20 protein-coding genes are annotated in these 19,471 nt (G+C 61.0%); 13 read left to right on the top strand and 7 right to left on the bottom strand.

Going from position 1 to position 19,471, the window contains the following annotated elements:
* Positions 1-39 precede the first annotated feature (39 nt).
* The 6 genes from GKC30_RS08010 to asnB all read left to right on the top strand — a co-directional run bounded on the left by GKC30_RS08010 (position 40) and on the right by asnB (position 7,190).
* Positions 40-981 carry an ABC transporter substrate-binding protein gene (locus tag GKC30_RS08010; RefSeq protein WP_155933842.1) on the top strand — a complete coding sequence of 314 codons (942 nt, stop codon included), beginning with the start codon at positions 40-42 and terminating at the stop codon, positions 979-981.
* Between the two features lie 12 nt (positions 982-993).
* Complete coding sequence (locus tag GKC30_RS08005; RefSeq protein ID WP_155933840.1) at positions 994-2,052, top strand: sensor histidine kinase; 1,059 nt, start codon at positions 994-996, stop codon at positions 2,050-2,052.
* 120 nt (positions 2,053-2,172) lie between these two features.
* Entirely contained in the window at positions 2,173-3,270 is a 1,098-nt protein-coding gene (locus GKC30_RS08000) for a glycosyltransferase family 4 protein (RefSeq protein WP_367614035.1), read from the top strand.
* Entirely contained in the window at positions 3,267-3,959 is a 693-nt protein-coding gene (locus tag GKC30_RS07995; protein ID WP_155933838.1) for a histidine phosphatase family protein, read from the top strand. The genes GKC30_RS08000 and GKC30_RS07995 overlap by 4 nt, the downstream gene beginning before the upstream one ends.
* Entirely contained in the window at positions 3,959-5,125 is a 1,167-nt protein-coding gene (locus GKC30_RS07990) for a glycosyltransferase family protein (RefSeq protein WP_155933836.1), read from the top strand. The genes GKC30_RS07995 and GKC30_RS07990 overlap by 1 nt, the downstream gene beginning before the upstream one ends.
* Positions 5,126-5,228: 103 nt before the next feature.
* Positions 5,229-7,190: an asparagine synthase (glutamine-hydrolyzing) gene (gene asnB / locus GKC30_RS07985; protein ID WP_155933834.1), complete on the top strand. Its 1,962-nt coding sequence runs from the start codon at positions 5,229-5,231 to the stop codon at positions 7,188-7,190.
* Positions 7,191-7,212: 22 nt separating this feature from the next.
* On the opposite strand, the gene GKC30_RS07980 is transcribed toward asnB, so the two are convergent.
* Complete coding sequence (locus tag GKC30_RS07980) at positions 7,213-7,368, bottom strand: hypothetical protein (protein ID WP_155933832.1); 156 nt, start codon at positions 7,366-7,368, stop codon at positions 7,213-7,215.
* Positions 7,369-7,503: 135 nt separating this feature from the next.
* Here GKC30_RS07980 and GKC30_RS07975 point away from each other — a divergent pair, with 135 nt between their 5' ends.
* From GKC30_RS07975 to GKC30_RS07960, 4 genes are all read left to right on the top strand, one after another.
* Entirely contained in the window at positions 7,504-8,463 is a 960-nt protein-coding gene (locus tag GKC30_RS07975; protein WP_155933830.1) for a LysR family transcriptional regulator, read from the top strand.
* A 141-nt stretch (positions 8,464-8,604) separates the two neighbouring features.
* Positions 8,605-9,549, top strand: a complete 945-nt coding sequence (locus tag GKC30_RS07970) for a DNA cytosine methyltransferase (RefSeq protein ID WP_155933828.1) — start codon at positions 8,605-8,607, stop codon at positions 9,547-9,549.
* Positions 9,549-10,517 (top strand): DNA cytosine methyltransferase, encoded by a 969-nt coding sequence (locus tag GKC30_RS07965; RefSeq protein WP_155933826.1) that lies wholly within the window; start codon positions 9,549-9,551, stop codon positions 10,515-10,517. The genes GKC30_RS07970 and GKC30_RS07965 overlap by 1 nt, the downstream gene beginning before the upstream one ends.
* Positions 10,514-11,743 carry an HNH endonuclease gene (locus tag GKC30_RS07960; protein WP_155933824.1) on the top strand — a complete coding sequence of 410 codons (1,230 nt, stop codon included), beginning with the start codon at positions 10,514-10,516 and terminating at the stop codon, positions 11,741-11,743. Before GKC30_RS07965 ends, GKC30_RS07960 begins: the two co-directional genes overlap by 4 nt.
* 336 nt (positions 11,744-12,079) lie before the next feature.
* Here the strand turns inward: GKC30_RS07960 and GKC30_RS07955 are convergent, their stop codons facing one another.
* Both GKC30_RS07955 and GKC30_RS07950 read right to left on the bottom strand, forming a co-directional pair.
* Positions 12,080-12,577, bottom strand: coding sequence for a rubrerythrin family protein (locus GKC30_RS07955; RefSeq protein ID WP_155933822.1), 498 nt, complete (start codon positions 12,575-12,577; stop codon positions 12,080-12,082).
* 277 nt (positions 12,578-12,854) lie between these two features.
* Positions 12,855-13,031 (bottom strand): hypothetical protein, encoded by a 177-nt coding sequence (locus tag GKC30_RS07950; protein ID WP_155933820.1) that lies wholly within the window; start codon positions 13,029-13,031, stop codon positions 12,855-12,857.
* A 196-nt stretch (positions 13,032-13,227) separates the two neighbouring features.
* On the opposite strand from GKC30_RS07950, the gene GKC30_RS07945 reads away from it, so the two are divergent.
* Entirely contained in the window at positions 13,228-14,106 is an 879-nt protein-coding gene (locus tag GKC30_RS07945) for a LysR family transcriptional regulator (protein WP_155933818.1), read from the top strand.
* 22 nt (positions 14,107-14,128) lie between these two features.
* Here GKC30_RS07945 and GKC30_RS07940 read toward each other — a convergent pair whose 3' ends face one another.
* The 4 genes from GKC30_RS07940 to GKC30_RS07925 all read right to left on the bottom strand — a co-directional run bounded on the left by GKC30_RS07940 (position 14,129) and on the right by GKC30_RS07925 (position 16,836).
* On the bottom strand, positions 14,129-15,178 hold the full coding sequence (locus tag GKC30_RS07940; protein WP_155933816.1) for a MerR family transcriptional regulator: 1,050 nt from the start codon (positions 15,176-15,178) through the stop codon (positions 14,129-14,131).
* A complete protein-coding gene (locus GKC30_RS07935) occupies positions 15,156-15,383 on the bottom strand; it encodes a hypothetical protein (protein ID WP_155933814.1) in 228 nt (75 codons plus the stop codon). The genes GKC30_RS07940 and GKC30_RS07935 overlap by 23 nt, the downstream gene beginning before the upstream one ends.
* Before the next feature lie 390 nt (positions 15,384-15,773).
* Positions 15,774-16,163: a DUF3568 family protein gene (locus GKC30_RS07930; protein WP_155933812.1), complete on the bottom strand. Its 390-nt coding sequence runs from the start codon at positions 16,161-16,163 to the stop codon at positions 15,774-15,776.
* Positions 16,164-16,179: 16 nt separating this feature from the next.
* Positions 16,180-16,836: a hypothetical protein gene (locus GKC30_RS07925; protein ID WP_155933810.1), complete on the bottom strand. Its 657-nt coding sequence runs from the start codon at positions 16,834-16,836 to the stop codon at positions 16,180-16,182.
* Positions 16,837-17,203: 367 nt separating this feature from the next.
* Here GKC30_RS07925 and GKC30_RS07920 point away from each other — a divergent pair, with 367 nt between their 5' ends.
* Entirely contained in the window at positions 17,204-17,890 is a 687-nt protein-coding gene (locus tag GKC30_RS07920) for a glycosyltransferase (RefSeq protein ID WP_367614032.1), read from the top strand.
* Positions 17,891-17,932: 42 nt separating this feature from the next.
* The gene (locus tag GKC30_RS07915; protein WP_155933806.1) at positions 17,933-19,462 is read left to right on the top strand and encodes a YifB family Mg chelatase-like AAA ATPase; all 1,530 of its coding nucleotides are present in this window, start codon (positions 17,933-17,935) and stop codon (positions 19,460-19,462) included.
* The last annotated feature ends 9 nt before the right edge of the window (positions 19,463-19,471 follow it).

Below are 19,471 nucleotides of genomic sequence, written 5' to 3'. Positions count from 1 at the left end.
GTGGCAAGATCGGCACACGTCCGACAGTGGAACAGGGATATGCGGCAGACCAGATCACTTGGAACGGCTTCCTGGCGGCTACTCGCGGCCGCGCTCCTGCTTCTGAGCCCGGCACTGTGGTCCGCCCCGGCCAGGGCACACCACGAATACCGTGTGCTTCTGCTCAATTCCTATAGCCATACACTCTCCTGGACAGCGGACATCACACGCGGGGTGGAACAGGGGCTGGCCACCCTGGACCATCCTGTTCGCCTCCATGTGGAGTTCATGGACACAAAAAACATATATACCGAGGAGTATCTTGACCTGCTGGCCTCGCAATACCGGCTCAAGTATCGAGACATCCGCTTTGACGTGATCATCGCCTCGGACGATAACGCGGCCCGCTTTGCCCTCAAGTACCGGGCGACACTGTTCGGCGGAGCGCCAATGGTTTTCTGCGGTGTCAACGATGCGGACTTTTTGCAAGAGGGAAGCCGGGGCGGCGTTACCGGAGTCTACGAGGCCGTGGACATCGAAGGGACCATTGCAACCATCCTGTCCCTGCAACCCGGCGTGGGAACCATCCATCTGATCAGCGACGAGACCACTACCGGCAGGATCAACCGGGCCGCCGCCGGGGCGGTCCTGCCCCGGTTTGCAGGACACACCCGCTTCGCCTGGATAGGGGAGACCTCCCTGCCCGAACTGGAAGCCGTTGTTGCTGCCCTGCCCCCGGAGGATGCCTGCCTGTTCATCAGCTACAACCGCGACAGGCTCGGCCGATGGTATGCCTACGACGAGGCAATCGAGCGCATAAGTCGCGCATCTACGGTTCCGGTCTATGGATTCTGGGATTTTTTGCTGAGTCGGGGCAATGTGTTGGGTATCGTAGGCGGAGTGCTCGCCTCGGGTCGGCACCAGGGCTGGCTGGCTGCGGACATGGCCGGGCGGATCATGGCCGGAGAGCGGGCCGAGAGCATCATGCCCGTATCGCAGTAGGCCAACCGGCTCATGTTCGATCAGGCGGCCATGCAACGGTACGGCCTTGATCCTGGCCGCCTGCCAGCCGGGGCCATTCTGGTCAATGTGCCGCAATCCCTACTTGGCCGTTACGCCCTGGAAATCTCGGCCGTGGCCGTTGTCATGGCGGTCATGCTGGTGTCCATCGGACTGCTGCTGGTCGCCGTGCGCGCCCGCAGACGCGCCGAGACCGAACTGGCCCGCCTCAATCGGGGGTTGGAGGAGTTGGTGGAAGAGCGCACCGCACAGCTTACCGAGCGCTCACGGGAACTCGAACGGGCAAATGCGGAGTTGACCAAACTCGACGAACTCAAGACCGCCGTACTCAACACGGTGTCCCACGACCTGCGCACCCCGCTCACGTCTGTACTCGGGTTCTGCAAGCTTATCGGCAGGGATTTCAATAAGTATTTTATTCCGCTGGTCGAGGCTCCCGACAGCACGGCCGGGGCTCTCGGGGACAGAGCTGCCCGCATTCGCGACAATCTGGCCATCATCGAGTACGAGGGAGAGCGGCTTACGAGGCTGGTCAACGACTTCCTCGACCTGTCCAGAATCGAGTCCGGCAACTCGCTCTGGCACGACGTGCGCTGTGACCCGGCCCGGCTCATCAGGGAGGCGACGCCCGTACTTCAGGGGTATTTCGCGGACAGCGGGGTGGTTTTCGAGGTAGATCTGGCCGGACCGTTGCCCGAGGTGGTCGCGGACCCGGACAGATTGCTCCAGGTCGTCAGCAATCTGGTAGGCAACGGGGCCAAATTCACCCGGCAGGGCACGGTGCGCCTGTCGGCTTCGGCCACGGATTCGGGCTGGCTGCGGGTGGCTGTTTCCGACAGCGGCGTCGGCATTCCGCCAGAAGAGCTGGCCCGGGTCTTCGAGACCTTCTATCAGGTCCGCGACAACACCGTGAACGGCTGCGTCCTGCGCGGCAGCGGCATGGGGCTGGCCATCTGCCGCCGTATCGTGGAGCATTACGGCGGCACCATCACCGCCAGGAGTACGCCGGGCAAGGGCTCGGTCTTCATCTTCACCCTGCCGTCCGCCTCCTGAGCCATTTTGGCCGCTCATTCCCGCTTGGTCCCTGTTCGTCTTTCGTGTAATGGAATGCCAGATCAGGTTCCAACCAGCGAGCAACCGTTGAAGATAGCCTTTTGCACTCCCTTCAAGCCCGTGGATCACCCGAACGTCTCGGGCGATGTGACCATTGCCCGCGACCTGCTTGCCACCCTGCGCGACTTCGGACACAGGGTGGAACCGTTGCCGTTCTACCCGGCCAGGGAGATATACCGCAGGCCCTGGAGCTGGCCCGCCGCGGCCCGCGCCCTGGGCCGCATGGTCGAGGCTGCGCAGGACGCCGATTGCTGGCTCACCCACGGCAGCTATTACAAGGTGCCCGACATCTTCGGCCCCACCGCCTCGGCCCGGCTGTCCATCCCCTATTTCCTCTTTCAGGCATCCTATGCCCGCAACCGCGCCCGGCATATCGCCACTTGGCCAGGCTACGCCCTCAACAAGCGGGCGATGCTCCGCGCTGATCATGTCTTTTGCAACCGGATCAACGATCTGGCCGGGTGCGCCAAAATTCTGCCCGGCGAGCGCTACAGCCATGTCAGTCCCGGTCTGCCCGACGGACTCTTCGGCCGCGACGAGGCCGCCAGACAGCGCCATCGGGCTGGATGGGGAGCCGGGCCGGACACCGTGGTGGCGGTCTGTGCGGCCATGATGCGCCCAGGGGTCAAGGCTGTCGGCGTGCAGTGGACCATCCGGGCATGCGCGGCCGCGGCCCGCACCATGGACAAGGGGCGCGACCTGCTGCTGGTGGTGGCTGGCGACGGACCCATGCGGACCGAGCTGGAAGTCATGGCCAGGGCCGCCCTGGGCGAAGGGGTCCGTTTCCTGGGCAGGGTGGACAGGACCGATCTGCCCGGCGTGTTCAGCGCAGGCGATCTCTTCGCCTTTCCGGGCCTAAAGGAAAGCGTGGGCATGGTCTACCTGGAAGCCCAGCACTGCGGTCTGCCCGTGGTGGCCACTGACGACGAAGGGGCGCCCCATGTGGTCGCCCACGAGGTGTCCGGCCTGATCACGTCCGCTTCCGAGGCCGACTTTGCCCAGGGCGTCGCCACCCTGGTCAGGGACGCGGACATGCGCGCCCGGCTCGGAAGCCAGGCCCCAGCCCATGTGGGCATACATCACAGCCTGTCCGTCAATTATCTGGAAATGGCGCGGACAATGGAACGTATCACCGCCACGAGGAGACCCGGACAATGACAACATTCTACTGCATGCGCCACGGCCAGACCGACTGGAACCGCCAATCGCGCATCCAGGGCCGTACCGACACCGTCTTGTCCGAAACGGGCAGGGAGATGGCCCGTGTCTGGGCGCAATCGTTTTCCGAAGGCGCGTTCGACATGATTCTGACCAGCCCTCTGGCCCGTGCCGTGGAAACCGCCCGCATCCTCAACGAGCGCCTTGACCTGCCCCTGCATAGCGAACCCGGTCTGGTCGAGCAGGACTGGGGCCTGTGGACCGGGCTGACCAAGGCTGAACTCAAGGCGCAGCGGGCCAAAGTCGCGGCTCAGGAAAAACGCGGCTTCGGATTCACCCCGCCCGGCGGCGAGAGCCGCGATACCGTGCTCATGCGTACCTGCGACGCCCTCATCGCCTTTGCCCCCGCCCATCCCGGCGCCTCGGTCCTGGTCGTCACCCACCACGGGGTGCTCAAGTGCCTGGCCTACGCCCTGTCCGGCCTCGACTACCTGCCCGGCGATCCCCTGCCCATCGAACCCTACCGGCTGCACCGCATCGAGTGCCTGGACAACGAGCTGGCCCCGGCCCGGATGAATCTGGAGTTCGACGCATTGGCCGCTGCGGTCCGGGATCTGGCCGCGCTGGACATCCCCGAACCGGACCCGCTTAATCCGGACAAGGGAGAACTGGAACGTCAGGAGCGCTGATGCGCGTTCTTTTCTACTGCCAGCATGTGCTCGGCGTGGGCCATGTCTTCCGCTCCCTGGAGATCGTCCGCGCCCTGTCCGGCCATGAGGTGGTCATGGTCGCGGGCGGCGCGGAGATCGACATCTCCCCCCCGGCCAACATGCGCCTTGAGCGCCTTCCCGGTCTGATGATGTCCCCGGATTTCAAGACCTTCATCCCCACCGAGCCAGGGGCCGATGCCGAGGAGGTTCGCACCCGGCGCATCGAGCGCATGCGAGCCCTCATGGACCGCTACCGGCCGGACATCCTGCTCCTGGAGCTCTTCCCCTTTGGCCGCCGAGCATTCCGGTTCGAGCTGCTGCCCGTGCTCCAAGGCATCAGGGCAGGGGAGTGGGGGAAGTGTAAAACAGCATGCAGTCTTCGCGACATTCTGGTGGAAAAGCCTGATCCAGCAAAATACGCCCGTCGCGTCCTCGACATGCTTAATCCCCATTTCGACCTTGTCCTTGTTCACGCGGACCCGGCCCTTGTCACCCTGGACGAGACCTTTCCCGCCGTGGCCGACATCGTTGCGCCCGTGCGCTACACCGGCTATGTGGCGGCCCGGCCCGAACCCGGCTCAGGCGCGGCTCTGCGCCAGGAACTCGGCCTTGGCCACACCCCCCTGGTCATCGCCAGCGCGGGCGGCGGCCAAGTGGGCAACGAACTTGTCCGGGCCGCCATCCACTCCTCCATCCTCCTGGCCACAACGCGGCCCCACACTCTCATGGCCTTCACCGGGCCTTATGCCACGGATGCCGACCACCAGCGCTGCCAGACCCTGGCCGCCGGCCATCCGCATATCTGCGTGCGCCGCTTTACCAGCCGCTTTCCCGCCTACCTCGACGCGGCCGACCTTTCCCTGTCGCTGGGCGGGTACAACACCACCATGAACCTTCTGGCCGCCAAGACATACGGCCTTGTCCTTCCCTTTGCCCAAAACCGAGAACAGTCCATGCGAACCAGCCGCCTCGAACAACGTCACGCCGTCGGGCTGCTGACCCCTGCCGACCTCGACCCCGAACGCCTCGCCCTGTGCATCGCCCAAGCCCTGACCCGCTCTGCCGAGCCCGCTCCCATCAATCTCGACGGGGCGGCCACCACGGCCCGGTTGTTGGAAGAGTTGGCCGGGATGGGACAGGAGTAGGATAATCCGGGGGAAAGACCTTGGGAAAGGTTTCGCTCGGTTCGCCGGATGTCCCTCCCAAAAGGAATTGCCCAGGGGGGCGGCGGGCTGGTAGAGACTTGGCATGTGCGGAATTTCCGGTTTTCTTGATCCCGGTCTGGCGGGCGACGACGCTGGTGTGCGCGGGCTGGCCCGGCGCATGGCGCAAACGCTGGCCCATCGCGGACCGGACGGTTCTGGCGAGTATGCGGACCCGGCCGTGGGGCTTGGGCTCGGGCATCGGCGGCTGGCGATCATCGAGCTGGGCGAGACCGGAGCGCAGCCCATGGTCAGCCGTTGCGGCCGTCTGGCGCTCACCTACAACGGCGAGCTGTACAATTACCGCGCCCTGCGCCGCGAGCTTGAGGAGGCGGGCGGACCGCATCTGCCCTGGCGGGGTGATTCGGACACCGAGGTGCTGCTGGCCGCGTGTCAGAGATGGGGGGTGCGCGGGGCTCTTGAGCGGGCAGTAGGCATGTTCGCCTTTGCCTTGTGGGATTCGCAGCAGAGGAAATTGACCCTGGCTCGTGACCGCATGGGCGAGAAGCCGCTGTACTATGGCCGGGCGGGGAACGCCTTTGTCTTTGCCTCGGAGCTGAAGGCGCTGCGGGTTCATCCGGGTTTTGAGGCTGCCCTGGACATGGAGTCCCTGGCCCTGTTTTTGCGTCATCAATATGTGCCAGCGCCGCGCTGCATCTATCGGGACGCGCACAAGCTGCCGCCCGGATGTCTGCTCTCGGTGGGGGTGGGCGGCGGGCTGCCCGAGCCCGAGGCGTATTGGAGTCTGGCCGGAATGGCTCTGCGGGCCATGGAAGACCCCTTTCTCGGCAGCGCGGACGAAGCCGGGGACCGGCTTGAGGGCCTGTTGCGCGAGGTGGTGGCCGGGCAGAGGGTCTCGGATGTGCCTCTGGGAGTGCTGCTGTCGGGGGGGGTGGACTCAGCGCTGGTCACGGCGTTGATGCAGGCCCAGTCGGCCCGGCCGGTGCGGAGCTTCACCATCGGGTTTTCGGACCGTAATTTCGACGAGTCAGCGGACGCGGCGCGGGTGGCCGCCCACCTGGGCACGGCGCACACAACCCTGACGGCCACGCCCGAGGATGCGCTGGGGCTGGTGGAGAGTCTGCCCGAGGTGTATGACGAGCCCTTTTCCGATGCCTCGCAGTTGCCCACCTGTCTGGTCTCGCGACTGACCCGCGAGCACGTTACGGTGTGTCTTACCGGGGACGGGGGCGACGAGGTCTTTGCGGGATACAACCGCCATGTGAGCGGCCCGGCCCTCTGGGCTCGTTGTGGCCGCCTGCCGGTTCCGGTGCGGCGCGGGGTGGCCTCGGCCCTGCGCTGGCTGTCGCCGGAAGGGTACGACGCCCTGTTTCGGGCCGCGGGCCGGGCGGCGCCCCGGCTGGGCCGGGTGCGTACCCCCGGACTCAAGGTCCACAAGCTGGCTGACGCCCTGCCCGCCAGGGATCGCGAGGATCTGTACTGGCGGTTGGTCTCCACATGGCCTGACCCGTCCGGAGTGCTGTCGGGCCATGGGCGCGGCCTGGAGGGGCGTATCAGGCTGGAGCCACCGAAACTGAAGGATTTCGTGCGGTTTATGCAGTATGCGGACAGCGCGATCTATCTGCCGGGGGTGCTGCAGAAGGTGGATCGGGCGACCATGGCCGCGTCCCTTGAGTCGCGAGCCCCCTATCTTGATCACCGGGTGGTGGAGTTGGCGTGGCGGCTGCCGGTGTCCATGCTGGTGGCTGGCGGAAGGGGCAAGGGCATCCTGCGGCGGGTGCTTGAGAAGCATGTGCCGCGCCATCTGGTGGATCGGCCCAAGGCGGGATTTGACGTGCCCCTGGCACGGTGGCTGCGCGGGCCGCTCAAGGGGTGGGCCTCCGAGCTGCTGGCCCCGGACCGACTGCGCCGCCAGGGGCTCTTTGATGCCGATGCCGTGGCCCGGCAATGGGCGGAGCACCAGAGCGGCAGACGCGAGAATCAGTCCCGCCTGTGGGCTCTGCTCATGTTCCAGGCGTGGTCCGACCGCTGGCTGCCCAAGGAGTGATCCGGGAGATCTTTTTTGCCGGTCAGCACAGTTGGCCCATGCCGACACCGAGCAGGATGGAAATGCCAAGCCAGATGGCAGCCTTGCAGACTCCGGCCAGCCGCCCCGAAGGCTCGTTCTCCCCGTTTTCGGGGCGCAGGAGATATTTCCAGTCAAAGGGCGTGGTCTTGCGGATCATGTTGCCTCCTCGGGCCAGGGGTTTTCCATGGTCCCTTCATAGGCAGGGGCTCCGGCACCGTCCAATCGCAATGCGTGAACCGAGGCATAAGCAAACCGGATTGCCTTGGGTGGCAAAAGGTTCTAGGAGAGCGGGATGGAACTCTATCAGCTGAGGACGTTTATCGCCGTGGCCGACGAGGGCAACCTGACCAAGGCGGCCGAACGCATCCACGCCAGCCAACCAGCGGTAAGCGCCCATATCAAGGCCCTTGAGGGCGAGTTGAACGTGGTCCTGTTCGTGCGTACCCCGCGGGGCATGGTGCTGACCGACGCGGGCCGCGAGCTCAAGGGCAGGGCCGAGGCGGTTGTCCGGGCCGCCGAGGACATGCTCAACCTGGCCAGGGGGCTCAGCCGCGACCTGACCGGCGCCGTGAGCATCGGGCTGAACACGGACCCCGAGTTTCTGCGCGTTGCTGACCTGACCGGGCGCATGGCCGAGGCCCATCCGCGCCTGAGGCTCAAGCTGGCGCAGAGCACCTCGGGCAACATCCTCAAGGATGTGCGCGACCGCAGGCTGGACGCAGGGTTTTCATTTTTCGACAACTGCTACGCCGAGGTGGAGTCGGTCAAGCTGGCCGAAATTCCGGTGCGCGTGGTGGCCCCGGCCGCCTGGAGCGACCGCATCCGGGGCAAGACCCTGGATCAGCTGGCCTCCCTGCCCTGGATCAAGCCGGACATGGGCTGCCCGTTCATGGTCGCCTTTGGTCAGCTCTTTTCCAGCGCCAGCGTGGAGCTGAAGGAGTATGTGGAAGTGGACAGCGAAGAGGTCATCCGCAGGCTGGTGGCCACAGGCAGGGGCATTTCCATTCTCAAGCAGGCCGACGCCGAGGCCCTGGCCCGCGAAGGCACTGCCGTAATCTGCGACACAGGGCCGCGTCTCTCCCTGAACGTCAATTTCGTCACCGCCCGATGCCGGGAAGGGGACCCTCTGGTCCGCGCCCTGGCCGCGGTGGTGGCCGATGTCTGGCGCGGCGCCGGGAGCGTCTGCCCGCCCGCCGGGGGGGGGCGGTGTCACGTGAATACTATTTCTGTACACGAAGACCTTACTCCCTGAATCAGCAGAAGGGTTGTCAGCACCTTGAATGCAAGGAGATGATTGTGTAGAGATTGTCTTGAGATCGAACTCTGACGCTTCTTTGACGCTGGTCCCCTGAGGCAACAAGGCATATCAACCATCTAGGTTTATAGGTATTAAATGAAAATCGTCTCTCTGTTTAGCGGCGCAGGAGGTCTGGACCTTGGCTTGATGCAGGCTGGGCACCGAATTGTGTGGGCTAACGACTTCGATCCAGATTGTGTCAAAACTTATAGGAAGAATATTGGCGATCATATCGTCTTAGGGCCAATCGAAAATATCCCCACGAAACAAATCCCAAATGCGGATGTCGTTGTTGGAGGATTTCCATGCCAAGGCTTCTCTCAGGCCAACCTTCTTCGCTTTGAAGAAGATGATCGGAATCGACTTTACTTAGAATTTCTTAGAATCGTTAAAGAAAAACAGCCAAAATGGTTTTTAGCAGAAAACGTGCGGGGGATATTGAGCCTTGCAAAAGGTAATGCGATTAATCGCATAGAGAAAGACTTTACCGATGCGGGTTTCCGGGTCCAGAAAAAACTATTTAACACGGCAAACTATGGTGTCCCACAGACTCGGCAGAGAGTTATTATCGCAGGGACAAGGGCTGATTTGCCTATAAGTTTAGACTATGTGTACCCAACACCAACGCATGCAAAAACTGGGGCTGATGGTTTACCCCGTTGGGTAACTATTAATGAGGTCTTGGCTGAAATCCCAGAGCCTGAATCACATCACAACCTGCTAAACCACATATGTTCCCAATATAAAGTGACGAACCGCAACTTTACAGGACACAGAATCACCGACCCAGATAAGCCTTCCCCTACTATTTTGGCTCGCGGAAATGGAAAAGGGGGGGTCTGTGCAATCCAACATCCCCGAAATCACAGACGTATGTCTGTACGCGAACAGGCTTTGATACAAACATTTCCTTTGGACTTTCATTTTTGCGGAAAGTTGAATTCTTGTTATCGACAAGTGGGCAACGCCGTCCCTGTCTTGTTCGCTCGCCATCTTGGCAATCAATTGCAGCAATTGTCTATACTTAGGAGGGCCGCGTAATGGACGTCATATCTCTGTTTAGCGGCGCAGGAGGCCTCGATCTTGGTTTGATACAGGCTGGGCACCGAATTGTGTGGGCTAACGACATCTATGAAGATGCTGTAGCGACATACAGGCGGAACATTGGCAACCATGTTGATGTTAAAGACATTTACAATATATCTTCATCAGATATTCCAGACGGAGATGTTGTTGTTGGTGGATTCCCTTGCCAGGGATTTTCCGTGGCGAACTGGAACAGGACAACCGGCGATAAACGAAACAAACTTTATCGAGAAATGGTGCGAGTTATTCGCGATAAGCGCCCCCGTTTCTTTATCGCGGAGAATGTGAAAGGCATTGTTTCCTTGGGGAAGGGAGAAGTGCTTAAGCGTATTATTGGAGACTTCAGGTCTACGGGGTACAAAACGTATTGGAAGGTCCTGAACTCTGCGGACTTTGGCGTTCCACAAAAGCGCATGAGATTCGTGATGTTAGGTGTTAGGGAGGATATTTTCGTGGAGGAGGTCCCCTTTCCGCCAAAGCCAACACACGTTGAGCCTGGTAAGGGATCACTTGGACAACTATTGCCCTGGGTAACCGTAGGGGAGGCTTTAGCGCATTACCCGGAACCTGACGATGCCCCTGACATACCAAACCACGATTACTCAAAGTACAAATTGAGATTTAATGGACATTTGGGACATAGGTATATTGACCCCAACCAACCTGCTCCCACAGTGACTGGAAGAGGAGATGACAAGGGTGGGGTTGTTGTACTACATCATCCTAATAATCATAGACGGATGTCTGCAAGGGAACTTGCTACCGTTCAGTCCTTTCCGGATGACTTTGTGTTTGAAGGAACCAGGACATCCGCCTACAGGCAAATTGCTAACGCAGTCCCGCCAAAATTAGGGCAAGCGATAGGTCGGATGCTCAACGCTGTTGAGGAAAAGTCACGCGTAAGAATTGCTGAGGCAGTATGATTCCCCCGATCAAGCCGTTTGATACTTACAAGTGGAGATGGTTAAGCGTACAACCGACAGAAGGCCTCCTCAAAGCCCCTGTCTTTCTTGGTGTGCTCCGGGCTCTTCAGCAGCATGAAGGGGAAGCATACAGTTCGAGAAGCCTTCGAAATAGACTGCAGCAGGTTAAAGAAGAAACGGGTACGACTGTCTCCTTGGCAAGAGATCCCGACCGCAACATTTTTCGCAATTCTGGGCAATACTGGAGAGGAACTGGGCTGCTTGAACTAGTCCCGGGAGAAATCCGGTTAACAAACCTTGGACAAAGGGTTGCAAGCGGCGTGATAACCCATGACGAATTTGCGGCACTAATGATTCGCAACACCGTGTTGCCAAACCCAAGGACATACACCCAAGACGAGATCAGTAAATGGAGAGACGTTGATCTTCGGATTAAGCCCTTTGAGTTGATTCTTGCGACAATGAGCACCTTGGGAAACTCACGAGGGCTCACAGAGGCATACTTAACCCCAAATGAATTGATTAAGATAGTGATTCCACTCGCAGGGGCCAAGGAGTCTGTTGGGGTGATCGCACATAATGTTTATCGATTTCGCCATGGCCTAAATATGGCAGGTTGGCCAGACTGTGCCCCTGCTGCGAACGACAAACGCTTGGCGAGGGAATTTTTATTATTCCTTGAGAATTTTGACATTTGTAGAGTTACTCCCGCTCAGAACACATATGACCAGCGATTTGTCCTTGATGAATTACTATATGATGTTGTCGAGATTGAGACCCGGGGTTCTTTCTTAGAAGACGACGACAAAGTTGAAGATGAGATTGCAGCATCCCGTGCCTCGGTTTTCCCTGTGCTGATAGAAAGGAAAAGAGTGACGATGCAAGCAATGGCACGCCCTGGGCAGTGGAAATTCCGTCGGGATGTTTTGGGCGCGGCACAAGGTCACTGTTTATTGACAGGCGAGACGATCCCAAACGTGCTTGAAGCGGCGCATATAATTCCTGTTGGCCATGGAGGTAAGGATGAAGTTGGTAATGGCTTTTGCCTCCGCATCGATATTCATAGGTTATATGATGCAGGAAAGTTGCGCGTGTTCTCTAATGGGAGAATTCGTTTAAGCGACGAAGTTGGCGATGCCATCAGTTATTCTGCACTGCCCAATGAGATTGTGCTGCCAGAGCCAATACTTATTGCGAATGTAGACTGGCGAAACCAATACCTGTAACAAGCCGCAAGCATGTGGGGCGGTATCCAAGAAAATCTTACACCGTCCCAATTGTTGGCAATATCAAATATCAACCAAAAACGATTGTCTTCGGTTTGTAAGTACGAGGAACCATACGGATTTCGATAGAAAAAGAAGAGCCCCTAGTATCATTTAGGGGCTCTAATTATTCCATTTTTATGGATAACGCCTCAAGCGACGGGGCCATTTTTTCGGCTGGCGTGAAAGGCTAGTGTCACGTTCGCGAAATTGGCACAGGCCTATCGTTTCCATAAACCATTAAAATGTCGTTATATTCTACGCTGTTTTTCATGTGTTTTATTCCGGAACGCCACACTAGTCGACCTTCTGGTAGGCTTTGGGTGCGGCGTTGCAGATGGGGCACTTGTCCTCGGGCTTTCCATCGGTGGTGTGCCCGCAGACGGAACAGATGTAGAACTCGGCGTCCGCGAACACGTCGGAGTCGGCCTCAAGGGCCTGGGTGTAGAGGGCGGCGTGGATCTTCTCGGCCTCGTTGGCAAATCCGAAATAGCGCAGGGCGGCGTTTTCACCCTCGGCCTTGGCCTCGACCATCATGTCCGGGTACATGGACTTGAATTCGTAGGTTTCGCCCTCAATGGCGTCCTTGAGATTTTCCTCGGTGGAGCCGATGCCTTTCATCAGGCGCAGATGGGCGTGTGCGTGGATGGTCTCGGCGGCCGCGGCGGCGCGGAAGAGCTTGGCCACACCGGGCTTGCCGTCGGCGTCGGCCTTCTCGGCATAGGCGAGGTATTTGCGGTTGGCCTGGGATTCGCCGGCAAAGGCTTCCTTCAGATTCTTCAGGGTCTTGCTCATGGTTGCTCCTTGTCGTTGGTTGAATGGATAGAATGAACTACCCGTTGTGTCTGAAAGCACTGTACCGCAACCCCGAATCGCTCCGCAAGCAAAAAATGAGAATAATTACTATATAGACATAAGCAGCTGAAAAGCTGTGATTTTTATCTGAAGACAAACGGCTTGAACGCTGTGTCTGACTGTCATATGAAGAGCCGCCCCTGCCCGGAGGAAAGGATGAAATCCGGGCAAGGGCGGCTCCAACCCGCATGGTGTATGGGGCCTTGGCCCCGAAAGATCAGAATCCGCGTGTGAAGAGAGTCAGCGCAAAGGCGGCTACTCCGGCGGACACGGCCTCTCCGGCCCGGCGGATCCGGGTGCGGCGGCGACGGGAGATATGGGCGGCGCGGGCGCTGTTTTCAGCACGGCGCTGCATGGCCATCATTGCCAGACGGGTATCGCATTCCATGCTCATGGGTGTCTCCTTTTCCTTGCCCCGGAAGCGGGGTGCCACCAAACGGGCGGTTTTCCATACCTGCATATCTACGGAAACCCTTGAAACCAATCCAATTGTATTGTTCGATGCCCTTGTTCGGTTTTCCTGATCAAGGTGACGAATGTGTATCGGCCAGGGTGATTGACATTTGTGGCAGTGTGCCGGAGAAGGAGACATGGAACTTTACCAGCTCAAGACCTTTGTGGTGGTGGCCGAGGAGGGGCACCTGACGCGGGCCGCCGAACGGCTGCATGCCAGCCAGCCCACGGTCAGCGCCCACATCAAGGCGCTGGAGGAGGAGCTTGCGACCCGGCTCTTCATCCGCACGCCCAAGGGGATGCGCCTGACCGAGGCGGGCGGGCGCTTGCGCCGCAAGGCCGAGGAGGTGCTGCGGGCTGCGCGGGAGCTGCGGATCGAGGCAAGGAACATGGGCGGCGAGCTGGTGGGCGAGCTCTCCATAGGGTTGAACACCGACGCCGAATACCTGCGCATCGTGCCCCTGCTCAATTCCCTGGGCGAGCGCCATCCCAAGATAACGCTTCAGATTCTGCAAAGCGCCAGCACCGCGGTGCAGGGCCTCATCGCCCAGGACAAGCTCGACTGCGGATTCATCTTCGGCCCGCCGCGCAATGCAGACCTTCTGGCCCTGCGGCTGGAGGCCACCCGCTTTTTCGTGGCCGTGCCCGACATCTGGAAGGATCGCATCGCAGGGGGGCTCGCGGCCCTGGTCGAGCTGCCCTGGATCATGGACCCGGGCGACAATCCGCTTCAGCCGATCATCGGGCCGTTCTTCGCCTCGCGCAACCTCAAGCCCTGCTACGAGATGGAGGTGGACGGCGACGAGGTCATCCGTGTGCTGGTGGCTGCTGGCAAGGGCGTGTCTCTGCTGCGCGAGAACGAGATCAAGGCGGCCAACCGCATCGGCGTGGTCCACGCCGTGCCCTTTGACGAGCTGACCATCGACCTGCATTTCGTCTGTCTTCGGCGGCGCGACCAGGACCCGGTCATGCGGGCGGTCATCGACCATGTCCGCAAGGTCTGGGATTTGGAGTAGGGGAGGCTTTGGCCCCACCGGATCAGATCTTGTCCTTCACCTGCCGGAAAAACTCCTGGAGAAAGCGGGGCGATGTCTGCTCGCCGTTGACATCAAGGCGGTCGAGCAGCACCACCAGATTGCCGCGAGGCGTGGTGGTGGAGACGAAGTGCAGGGCGTGGGCATCGCCGCCCGGAGTCTGCATGGTGAAGATCCAGGTGTCCTCGTCCCGGTGCCAGTCGGACAGGGAGGCGCCGCTTTCCTCGGCCTCGCGCACCATCACCTCCACGAAGTTCCCCAGGGACATGCGCCCCGGTACGCCCAGGAATTCGCCCTGATCGTTGCGGATGACGATGGGCGTGTTCAGGAAGGCGTCCGAGGGCCGCTCCAGAGCCGTGCGTCCCGAGTTCGTTGCGCCGGGGGCTTCGGATTTTTCCAGGGTGTAGGACTTCACACCCCCGCCCGGGGAGGTGACATTGACGACCTTTCTGGCCCGGACAGGTGGCGGGGTGGTTGGCCCGCCGCTGTCGGCCTTGGGACCGGCACCGCCCCCGGCATCGGTCGAGGAGGACGCCGCGAGAGTGTCCGATGCCGGGGTGGTGCGTTCCAGGAGAAGGGTAAACGTCTCGTTGTTGCGCTGCTGCACCTCGATGAGGCGCTGCATGGCGGTCTCAAGGGCCTGCAGCCGCTGTCCGGCCTTGGCCTGGGCCGTGGCCAGTCCGGCCATGCCCTGCATCATCTGCCCGGCGGTGGCGAAGAATTTGTCCAGGTATTCCTGGGAAACCACGCCAGCCCCCGCGACCTCCGGGGATGCGTCCTCCGACCGGGACGGCTGGGCAACCCGTCTGCGTTCGGCAGGAGACTCCCTAAAGTGTTCCTTGAGGGTTTTCCGCGTCTCGTTGACAGACATGCCCTTGTCAAAGCAGTCGCGAATCCTGAGGCAGACATCAGCCGCCTCCTTTCTGAACCGGATGGGCTTGCCGTGGGTGAGCACAGGGATGAACCCCGGGAACTTGCGCCGGTAGCTCTTGATGGTCGTTTCCGAGACCTTGCAGAGGGCGGCAAGATCCTTATGCGTGTACGCTTCTTCCATTGTTTCCGCCGATGCCCCGTGCGGGCGGGGCTTCCCGCCCGGGGGCAGGGTCCATGAGGCGCAGCCGCCTGGGGCGGATGCGCAGCTTGCGGCTCCAGACGCAGGAGACCGCGCCAGTGCCCCGGAGCAACGTCCGGGGCCAGGTCCGGCCGAGCCGGACAACCACGTTCAAGGGGGTGGGGGCCATCGCAAGTCGTACCTTCACAAGACCTCCCCGTAATTTCATCGTCACCAATCGTCACCCTTATCGGTCACTGTAAAACAGCGTGTGGCAACTTATCGAACCATTATCCCGAAATTGTCTAGAGGTCAACGGGCCAACAGATTTTCAGGGAATTTTCATGGATCGGGATCGGGAGCGGGTGTTGGAAGCGCCCTGCGTCGAAGAATCGGCAGCCCTGCTGCGCCGGGCGTGCTGCCTGGATGCCTCTCGGCCTCTGGCCGCATCCATCCGAAGCGCTCCAGGAAGAAGCGGGTTGCGAAAAAGTGTTCGAGTGCAAGGCGCGGAAACAGGGCAAGCCCGAAGCGTGGTTCTCCTGCGCGAGGGGCTGCCCTGTTTGAAGCAACGACGCAATCGGACGCTTTTCGCGATCCGCTAGAGGTGGCGGGAGATGGTGGCGTGTATCCTGCGAGAGGCGGACTCGTTGCCGATAAGGCCGACGCGTACCGTGATCTCGGTCAGGTTGTCGCCCACCAGTTTCAGAGAGATGATCACCGTGTCGCCGGAGAGCTTGCCCGTGATCTTGCCCGAAGTGCCGTCCCTGGTCTCGCTGGTCACAGGAATGGTCAGCTCCCGGCAGGCGGCCAGGGAGGCGTCGTAGGCCTTTTGGAAGGAAGCGTTGTAGGTGTTTTTCGCCTGTCCGTCGAAATAGACATAGGTGCCGGCGGCTGCGGCGCCGCCCAGAAGAATGGCGCCGCATCCGGCGGAGCCCAGGAGGGTGACCAGGAGCAGGGCCGTGGCCACGGCGCGGGTAATGGGGGGCATGGTTTCTCCTTGGCGGTCAGTTGATGGTGATGGATGCCACGTCCCGCTTGTAGACCACAGCGGTTTCGGGCTGGAAGTTGTTGCGGTTGAGGGTGGTGAAGGTAAAGGTGTTCGGGCTGTCCGTGCCGAGATAGAGCCGGGCCTCGGTGAAGAACATCTCCTTGCGGCCCCTATCCACCACGGTCAGGGTGTGCTGGTCGCGGAAGGTGATGGAGGCCCACATCTGCAGGTCGCTTAATCGCGTGAAGCTGACCACGGTGCTGGAGCGGCTGTTGAGCTTGCCCGAGAGGTAGATGTAGAACTTGCCGAGCTTGACGAAGTCCATGATCTCCAAAATCGTTCCGTCGCGCAGGGTCATGGTGCCCAGGGGCTCCAGGCGCAGGTCGTCCTTGATGACGCTGACGTATCCCGAGCGGGCGGGGGCAGGCTCCTGGTCGGGATCAAAGCCCTCGGCTGCCTCGCGCATCCGGTCCGGGTCCGTGTCGCTGGTTTGCCCGGTGTCGGGTTGCGGCTCGTCCTGGCGGGCGGCGGCCTCGTCGCTTTCGTCGTGTCCGGCAGGCTCCAGGTCCTGTTGCAGGGATGCCGGAGCCGGTGCGTCGTCGTACGTGTCCAGGGCGAGGGCGCCGGAGGCCGTGGCGAGCAGGAGCAGCAGGGTCAGAAACAGGGTCCGCATGTATCCTCCGAAAAAGGGCTGGGCATGGACTGACGTGACGGCACGTTCGTAGCACAGACTTGGGAAAAAGTCTAAACTCTGGAGACGGCCCGATTTACAGGCCGGGCGGGTCTTTACAAATCCCCTTGGGCTATATACATCATTCGGACATTGATAATTCAAGAGGTTGCGGGTGACAGTCAGGGCGGTCCGCGTCGCTGGCCGGGAGCGGCCTGTCCGCGTGGGAACTTGCATGGCAATGGTTTTTTTGCTCGTCAAAGGCGTTGCCGTCTGAGCCGGATGTGGTCTGGCGCAATGTGTTTGCTTACGGTCTGGCAACAGCGGGGGGTCTGTGAATTTTCATCATTTCATAATTACGCGTTTCAATGTGAACATATATCCCATCGATTTTCCCAAGCGCCTTGAGAACACATGGCTTTCCCTGAGGCTCGACCTGTTCCAGAGATATTGTTTTCCCACCGTGTTCGCCCAGCAGGAACAGGGCTTTACCTGGTTGGTTCTGTTTGACGAGAAGACTCCGGCACACATCCGAAAGATTATTGGGACGTACGCAAAATATCAGAATTTTGTCCCGGTCTATTGCGGTGCGTATAACACGATCCTGCCAACTGTTGCGGAGCGTATGAAAGCGCTTGCGCCGGACGCGGAATGGTTTGTGACAACCCGATTGGACAATGACGACGCACTGTCGATTGGCTTTGTCCACTGCCTGCAGGAGATAGTGAGGTCACTGGGAGAAGACAATCTCAAGCCTGCCGATACGCTGTATATAAATTTCCCCAACGGCCTCCAGCTGCATGACGGGATTTATTACGATTTTAAGGATGTTACCAACGCATTTGTCAGCCTGGTGGAGCGTAGCGCGAATCCTCGTACCGTGTTCTGGGTGGACCATCCGTCGATTCATGATGTGTCCCCGGTCGTTCAGGCCGAGACAAAGCCGCTCTGGATGCAGATCGTGCATGATATGAATGTGTATAATTATATCCGCGGCGAAAGAATCGAAGGGGCCGATTTTTCCGCAGAGTTTCCCTGTGCCATCAATAATGCCTAGGTCAATGGCGCGTCCCTTGCTCCGGGTCTGTTCAGGAATTGCATGATAGCCAAAGTCGCCTGCGCCGCCCTCATGGGCATTGATGCCTTCAAGGTGGAGCTTGAGGTGGATCTGTCCCGTTCCGGCATGCCCTGCTTCACCATGGTCGGGCTGGCCGAAGGCGCGGTGCGCGAGGCCAAGGAGCGTGTCTTTTCTGCGCTGAAAAACTGCGGGTTCAAGGTGCCGCCCGCGCGGATCACCGTGAACCTGGCCCCGGCCGACGTGCGCAAGGAGGGCAGCGCCTATGACCTGCCCCTGGCCGTGGGTATCCTCTGCGCCATGGGGGTTGTTCCCCTCAAGGCGGTGGAGGGGTGGTACATGGCGGGCGAGCTGTCCCTCACCGGGGGGCTCAAGCCCGTGCCCGGGGTGCTGCCCCTGGCCCTGGCCGCCCGCGCCGGGCGGGGGCGGGGCATCATCGTGCCCGGAGCCAACGGCCGCGAAGGCGCGGTGGTCAAGGACATCCCGGTCATCGGGGCCGCGGACCTGGGCCAGGTGGTTCGGCTGTTGCTGGGCGAGGAGGCGGTGGAGCCCGCGGCCGTGGACATCGACACCCTGTGGGCCGAGCGTCGGACCTTCCTGAGCGACTTCGCCGAGGTCAAGGGCCAGGAGCACGCCAAGCGGGCCATCGAGATCGCGGCTGCCGGGGGGCACAACCTACTTTTCATCGGTCCGCCCGGTTCGGGCAAGACCATGCTTGCCAAGCGCATCCCCACCGTGCTCCCGCCCCTGCGTTTCGAGGAGGCGCTGGAGGTGACCAAGATCTATTCCGTGGCCGGGCAACTTCCCAGCGGCCAGGCGCTGATGGTCACGCGTCCTTTTCGGACCCCCCACCACACCATTTCCGATGTGGGCCTCATCGGCGGGGGCCGCTACCCCCAGCCGGGCGAAACCTCCCTGGCCCATCGGGGCGTGCTCTTCCTTGATGAGATGCCCGAGTTCAAGAAGTCGGTGCTGGAGGTGTTGCGCCAGCCGCTGGAGGACGGAGAAGTGACCATCTCCCGCTCGCTGGTGTCCCTCAGGTATCCGGCGGACATCATGCTGGTGGCGGCCATGAACCCCTGCCCTTGCGGCTATCTGACCGACGACACCCACCCCTGCACCTGCTCGCCCCTGGCCGTGCAGCGCTACCGCTCACGCCTGTCCGGCCCGCTGCTGGACCGTATCGACTTGCAGGTGGAGGTGCCGGCCGTGCCCTATGACGACCTCAAGCAGACCCGGGGAGACATCGACTCGGCCACCATGCGCGGCCGCATTCTGGCGGCCCGGGAGATTCAGGCCGTGCGCTACGCGGAACAGCCCATTGCCCTCAATTCCGAGTTGACCGGCACAGCCCTGGAGGAGTGGTGCCGCCTGGGCGAGACCGAGCACGCCTTTCTCAAGCGGGCGGTGGAGACCCTGGGTCTTTCGGCCCGGGCCTATGTGCGGATTCTGCGCATCGCCCGGACCATCGCCGACCTGGAGGCGGCCGCCTGGATCGGCCCGGCCCATCTGGCCGAGGCCATCAACTACCGGAGCATGGACCGCCAGGGATAGGCTGGGCTG

Source organism: Pseudodesulfovibrio alkaliphilus (genome assembly GCF_009729555.1).
In the GTDB taxonomy this organism is placed as follows: Bacteria; Desulfobacterota; Desulfovibrionia; order Desulfovibrionales; family Desulfovibrionaceae; genus Pseudodesulfovibrio; species Pseudodesulfovibrio alkaliphilus.
The sequence above is the reverse complement of the archived record's forward strand: the minus strand, read 5'-3'. Positions and strand labels throughout refer to the sequence as shown.

Bases quoted from the DNA above. Each gene is read 5' to 3' on its own strand.
- GKC30_RS07975 (WP_155933830.1), top strand. From the start codon at position 7,504: ATGGAACTCTATCAGCTGAGGACGTTTATCGCCGTGGCCGACGAGGGC.
- GKC30_RS07955 (WP_155933822.1), bottom strand. From the start codon at position 12,577: ATGAGCAAGACCCTGAAGAATCTGAAGGAAGCCTTTGCCGGCGAATCC.
- GKC30_RS07950 (WP_155933820.1), bottom strand. From the start codon at position 13,031: ATGAGCATGGAATGCGATACCCGTCTGGCAATGATGGCCATGCAGCGC.
- GKC30_RS07940 (WP_155933816.1), bottom strand. From the start codon at position 15,178: ATGGAAGAAGCGTACACGCATAAGGATCTTGCCGCCCTCTGCAAGGTC.
- GKC30_RS08010 (WP_155933842.1), top strand. From the start codon at position 40: ATGCGGCAGACCAGATCACTTGGAACGGCTTCCTGGCGGCTACTCGCG.
- GKC30_RS07915 (WP_155933806.1), top strand. From the start codon at position 17,933: ATGATAGCCAAAGTCGCCTGCGCCGCCCTCATGGGCATTGATGCCTTC.
- asnB (WP_155933834.1), top strand. From the start codon at position 5,229: ATGTGCGGAATTTCCGGTTTTCTTGATCCCGGTCTGGCGGGCGACGAC.
- GKC30_RS07965 (WP_155933826.1), top strand. From the start codon at position 9,549: ATGGACGTCATATCTCTGTTTAGCGGCGCAGGAGGCCTCGATCTTGGT.
- GKC30_RS07990 (WP_155933836.1), top strand. From the start codon at position 3,959: ATGCGCGTTCTTTTCTACTGCCAGCATGTGCTCGGCGTGGGCCATGTC.
- GKC30_RS07930 (WP_155933812.1), bottom strand. From the start codon at position 16,163: ATGCCCCCCATTACCCGCGCCGTGGCCACGGCCCTGCTCCTGGTCACC.
- GKC30_RS07970 (WP_155933828.1), top strand. From the start codon at position 8,605: ATGAAAATCGTCTCTCTGTTTAGCGGCGCAGGAGGTCTGGACCTTGGC.
- GKC30_RS07995 (WP_155933838.1), top strand. From the start codon at position 3,267: ATGACAACATTCTACTGCATGCGCCACGGCCAGACCGACTGGAACCGC.
- GKC30_RS07980 (WP_155933832.1), bottom strand. From the start codon at position 7,368: ATGATCCGCAAGACCACGCCCTTTGACTGGAAATATCTCCTGCGCCCC.
- GKC30_RS08005 (WP_155933840.1), top strand. From the start codon at position 994: ATGTTCGATCAGGCGGCCATGCAACGGTACGGCCTTGATCCTGGCCGC.
- GKC30_RS07925 (WP_155933810.1), bottom strand. From the start codon at position 16,836: ATGCGGACCCTGTTTCTGACCCTGCTGCTCCTGCTCGCCACGGCCTCC.
- GKC30_RS07945 (WP_155933818.1), top strand. From the start codon at position 13,228: ATGGAACTTTACCAGCTCAAGACCTTTGTGGTGGTGGCCGAGGAGGGG.
- GKC30_RS07960 (WP_155933824.1), top strand. From the start codon at position 10,514: ATGATTCCCCCGATCAAGCCGTTTGATACTTACAAGTGGAGATGGTTA.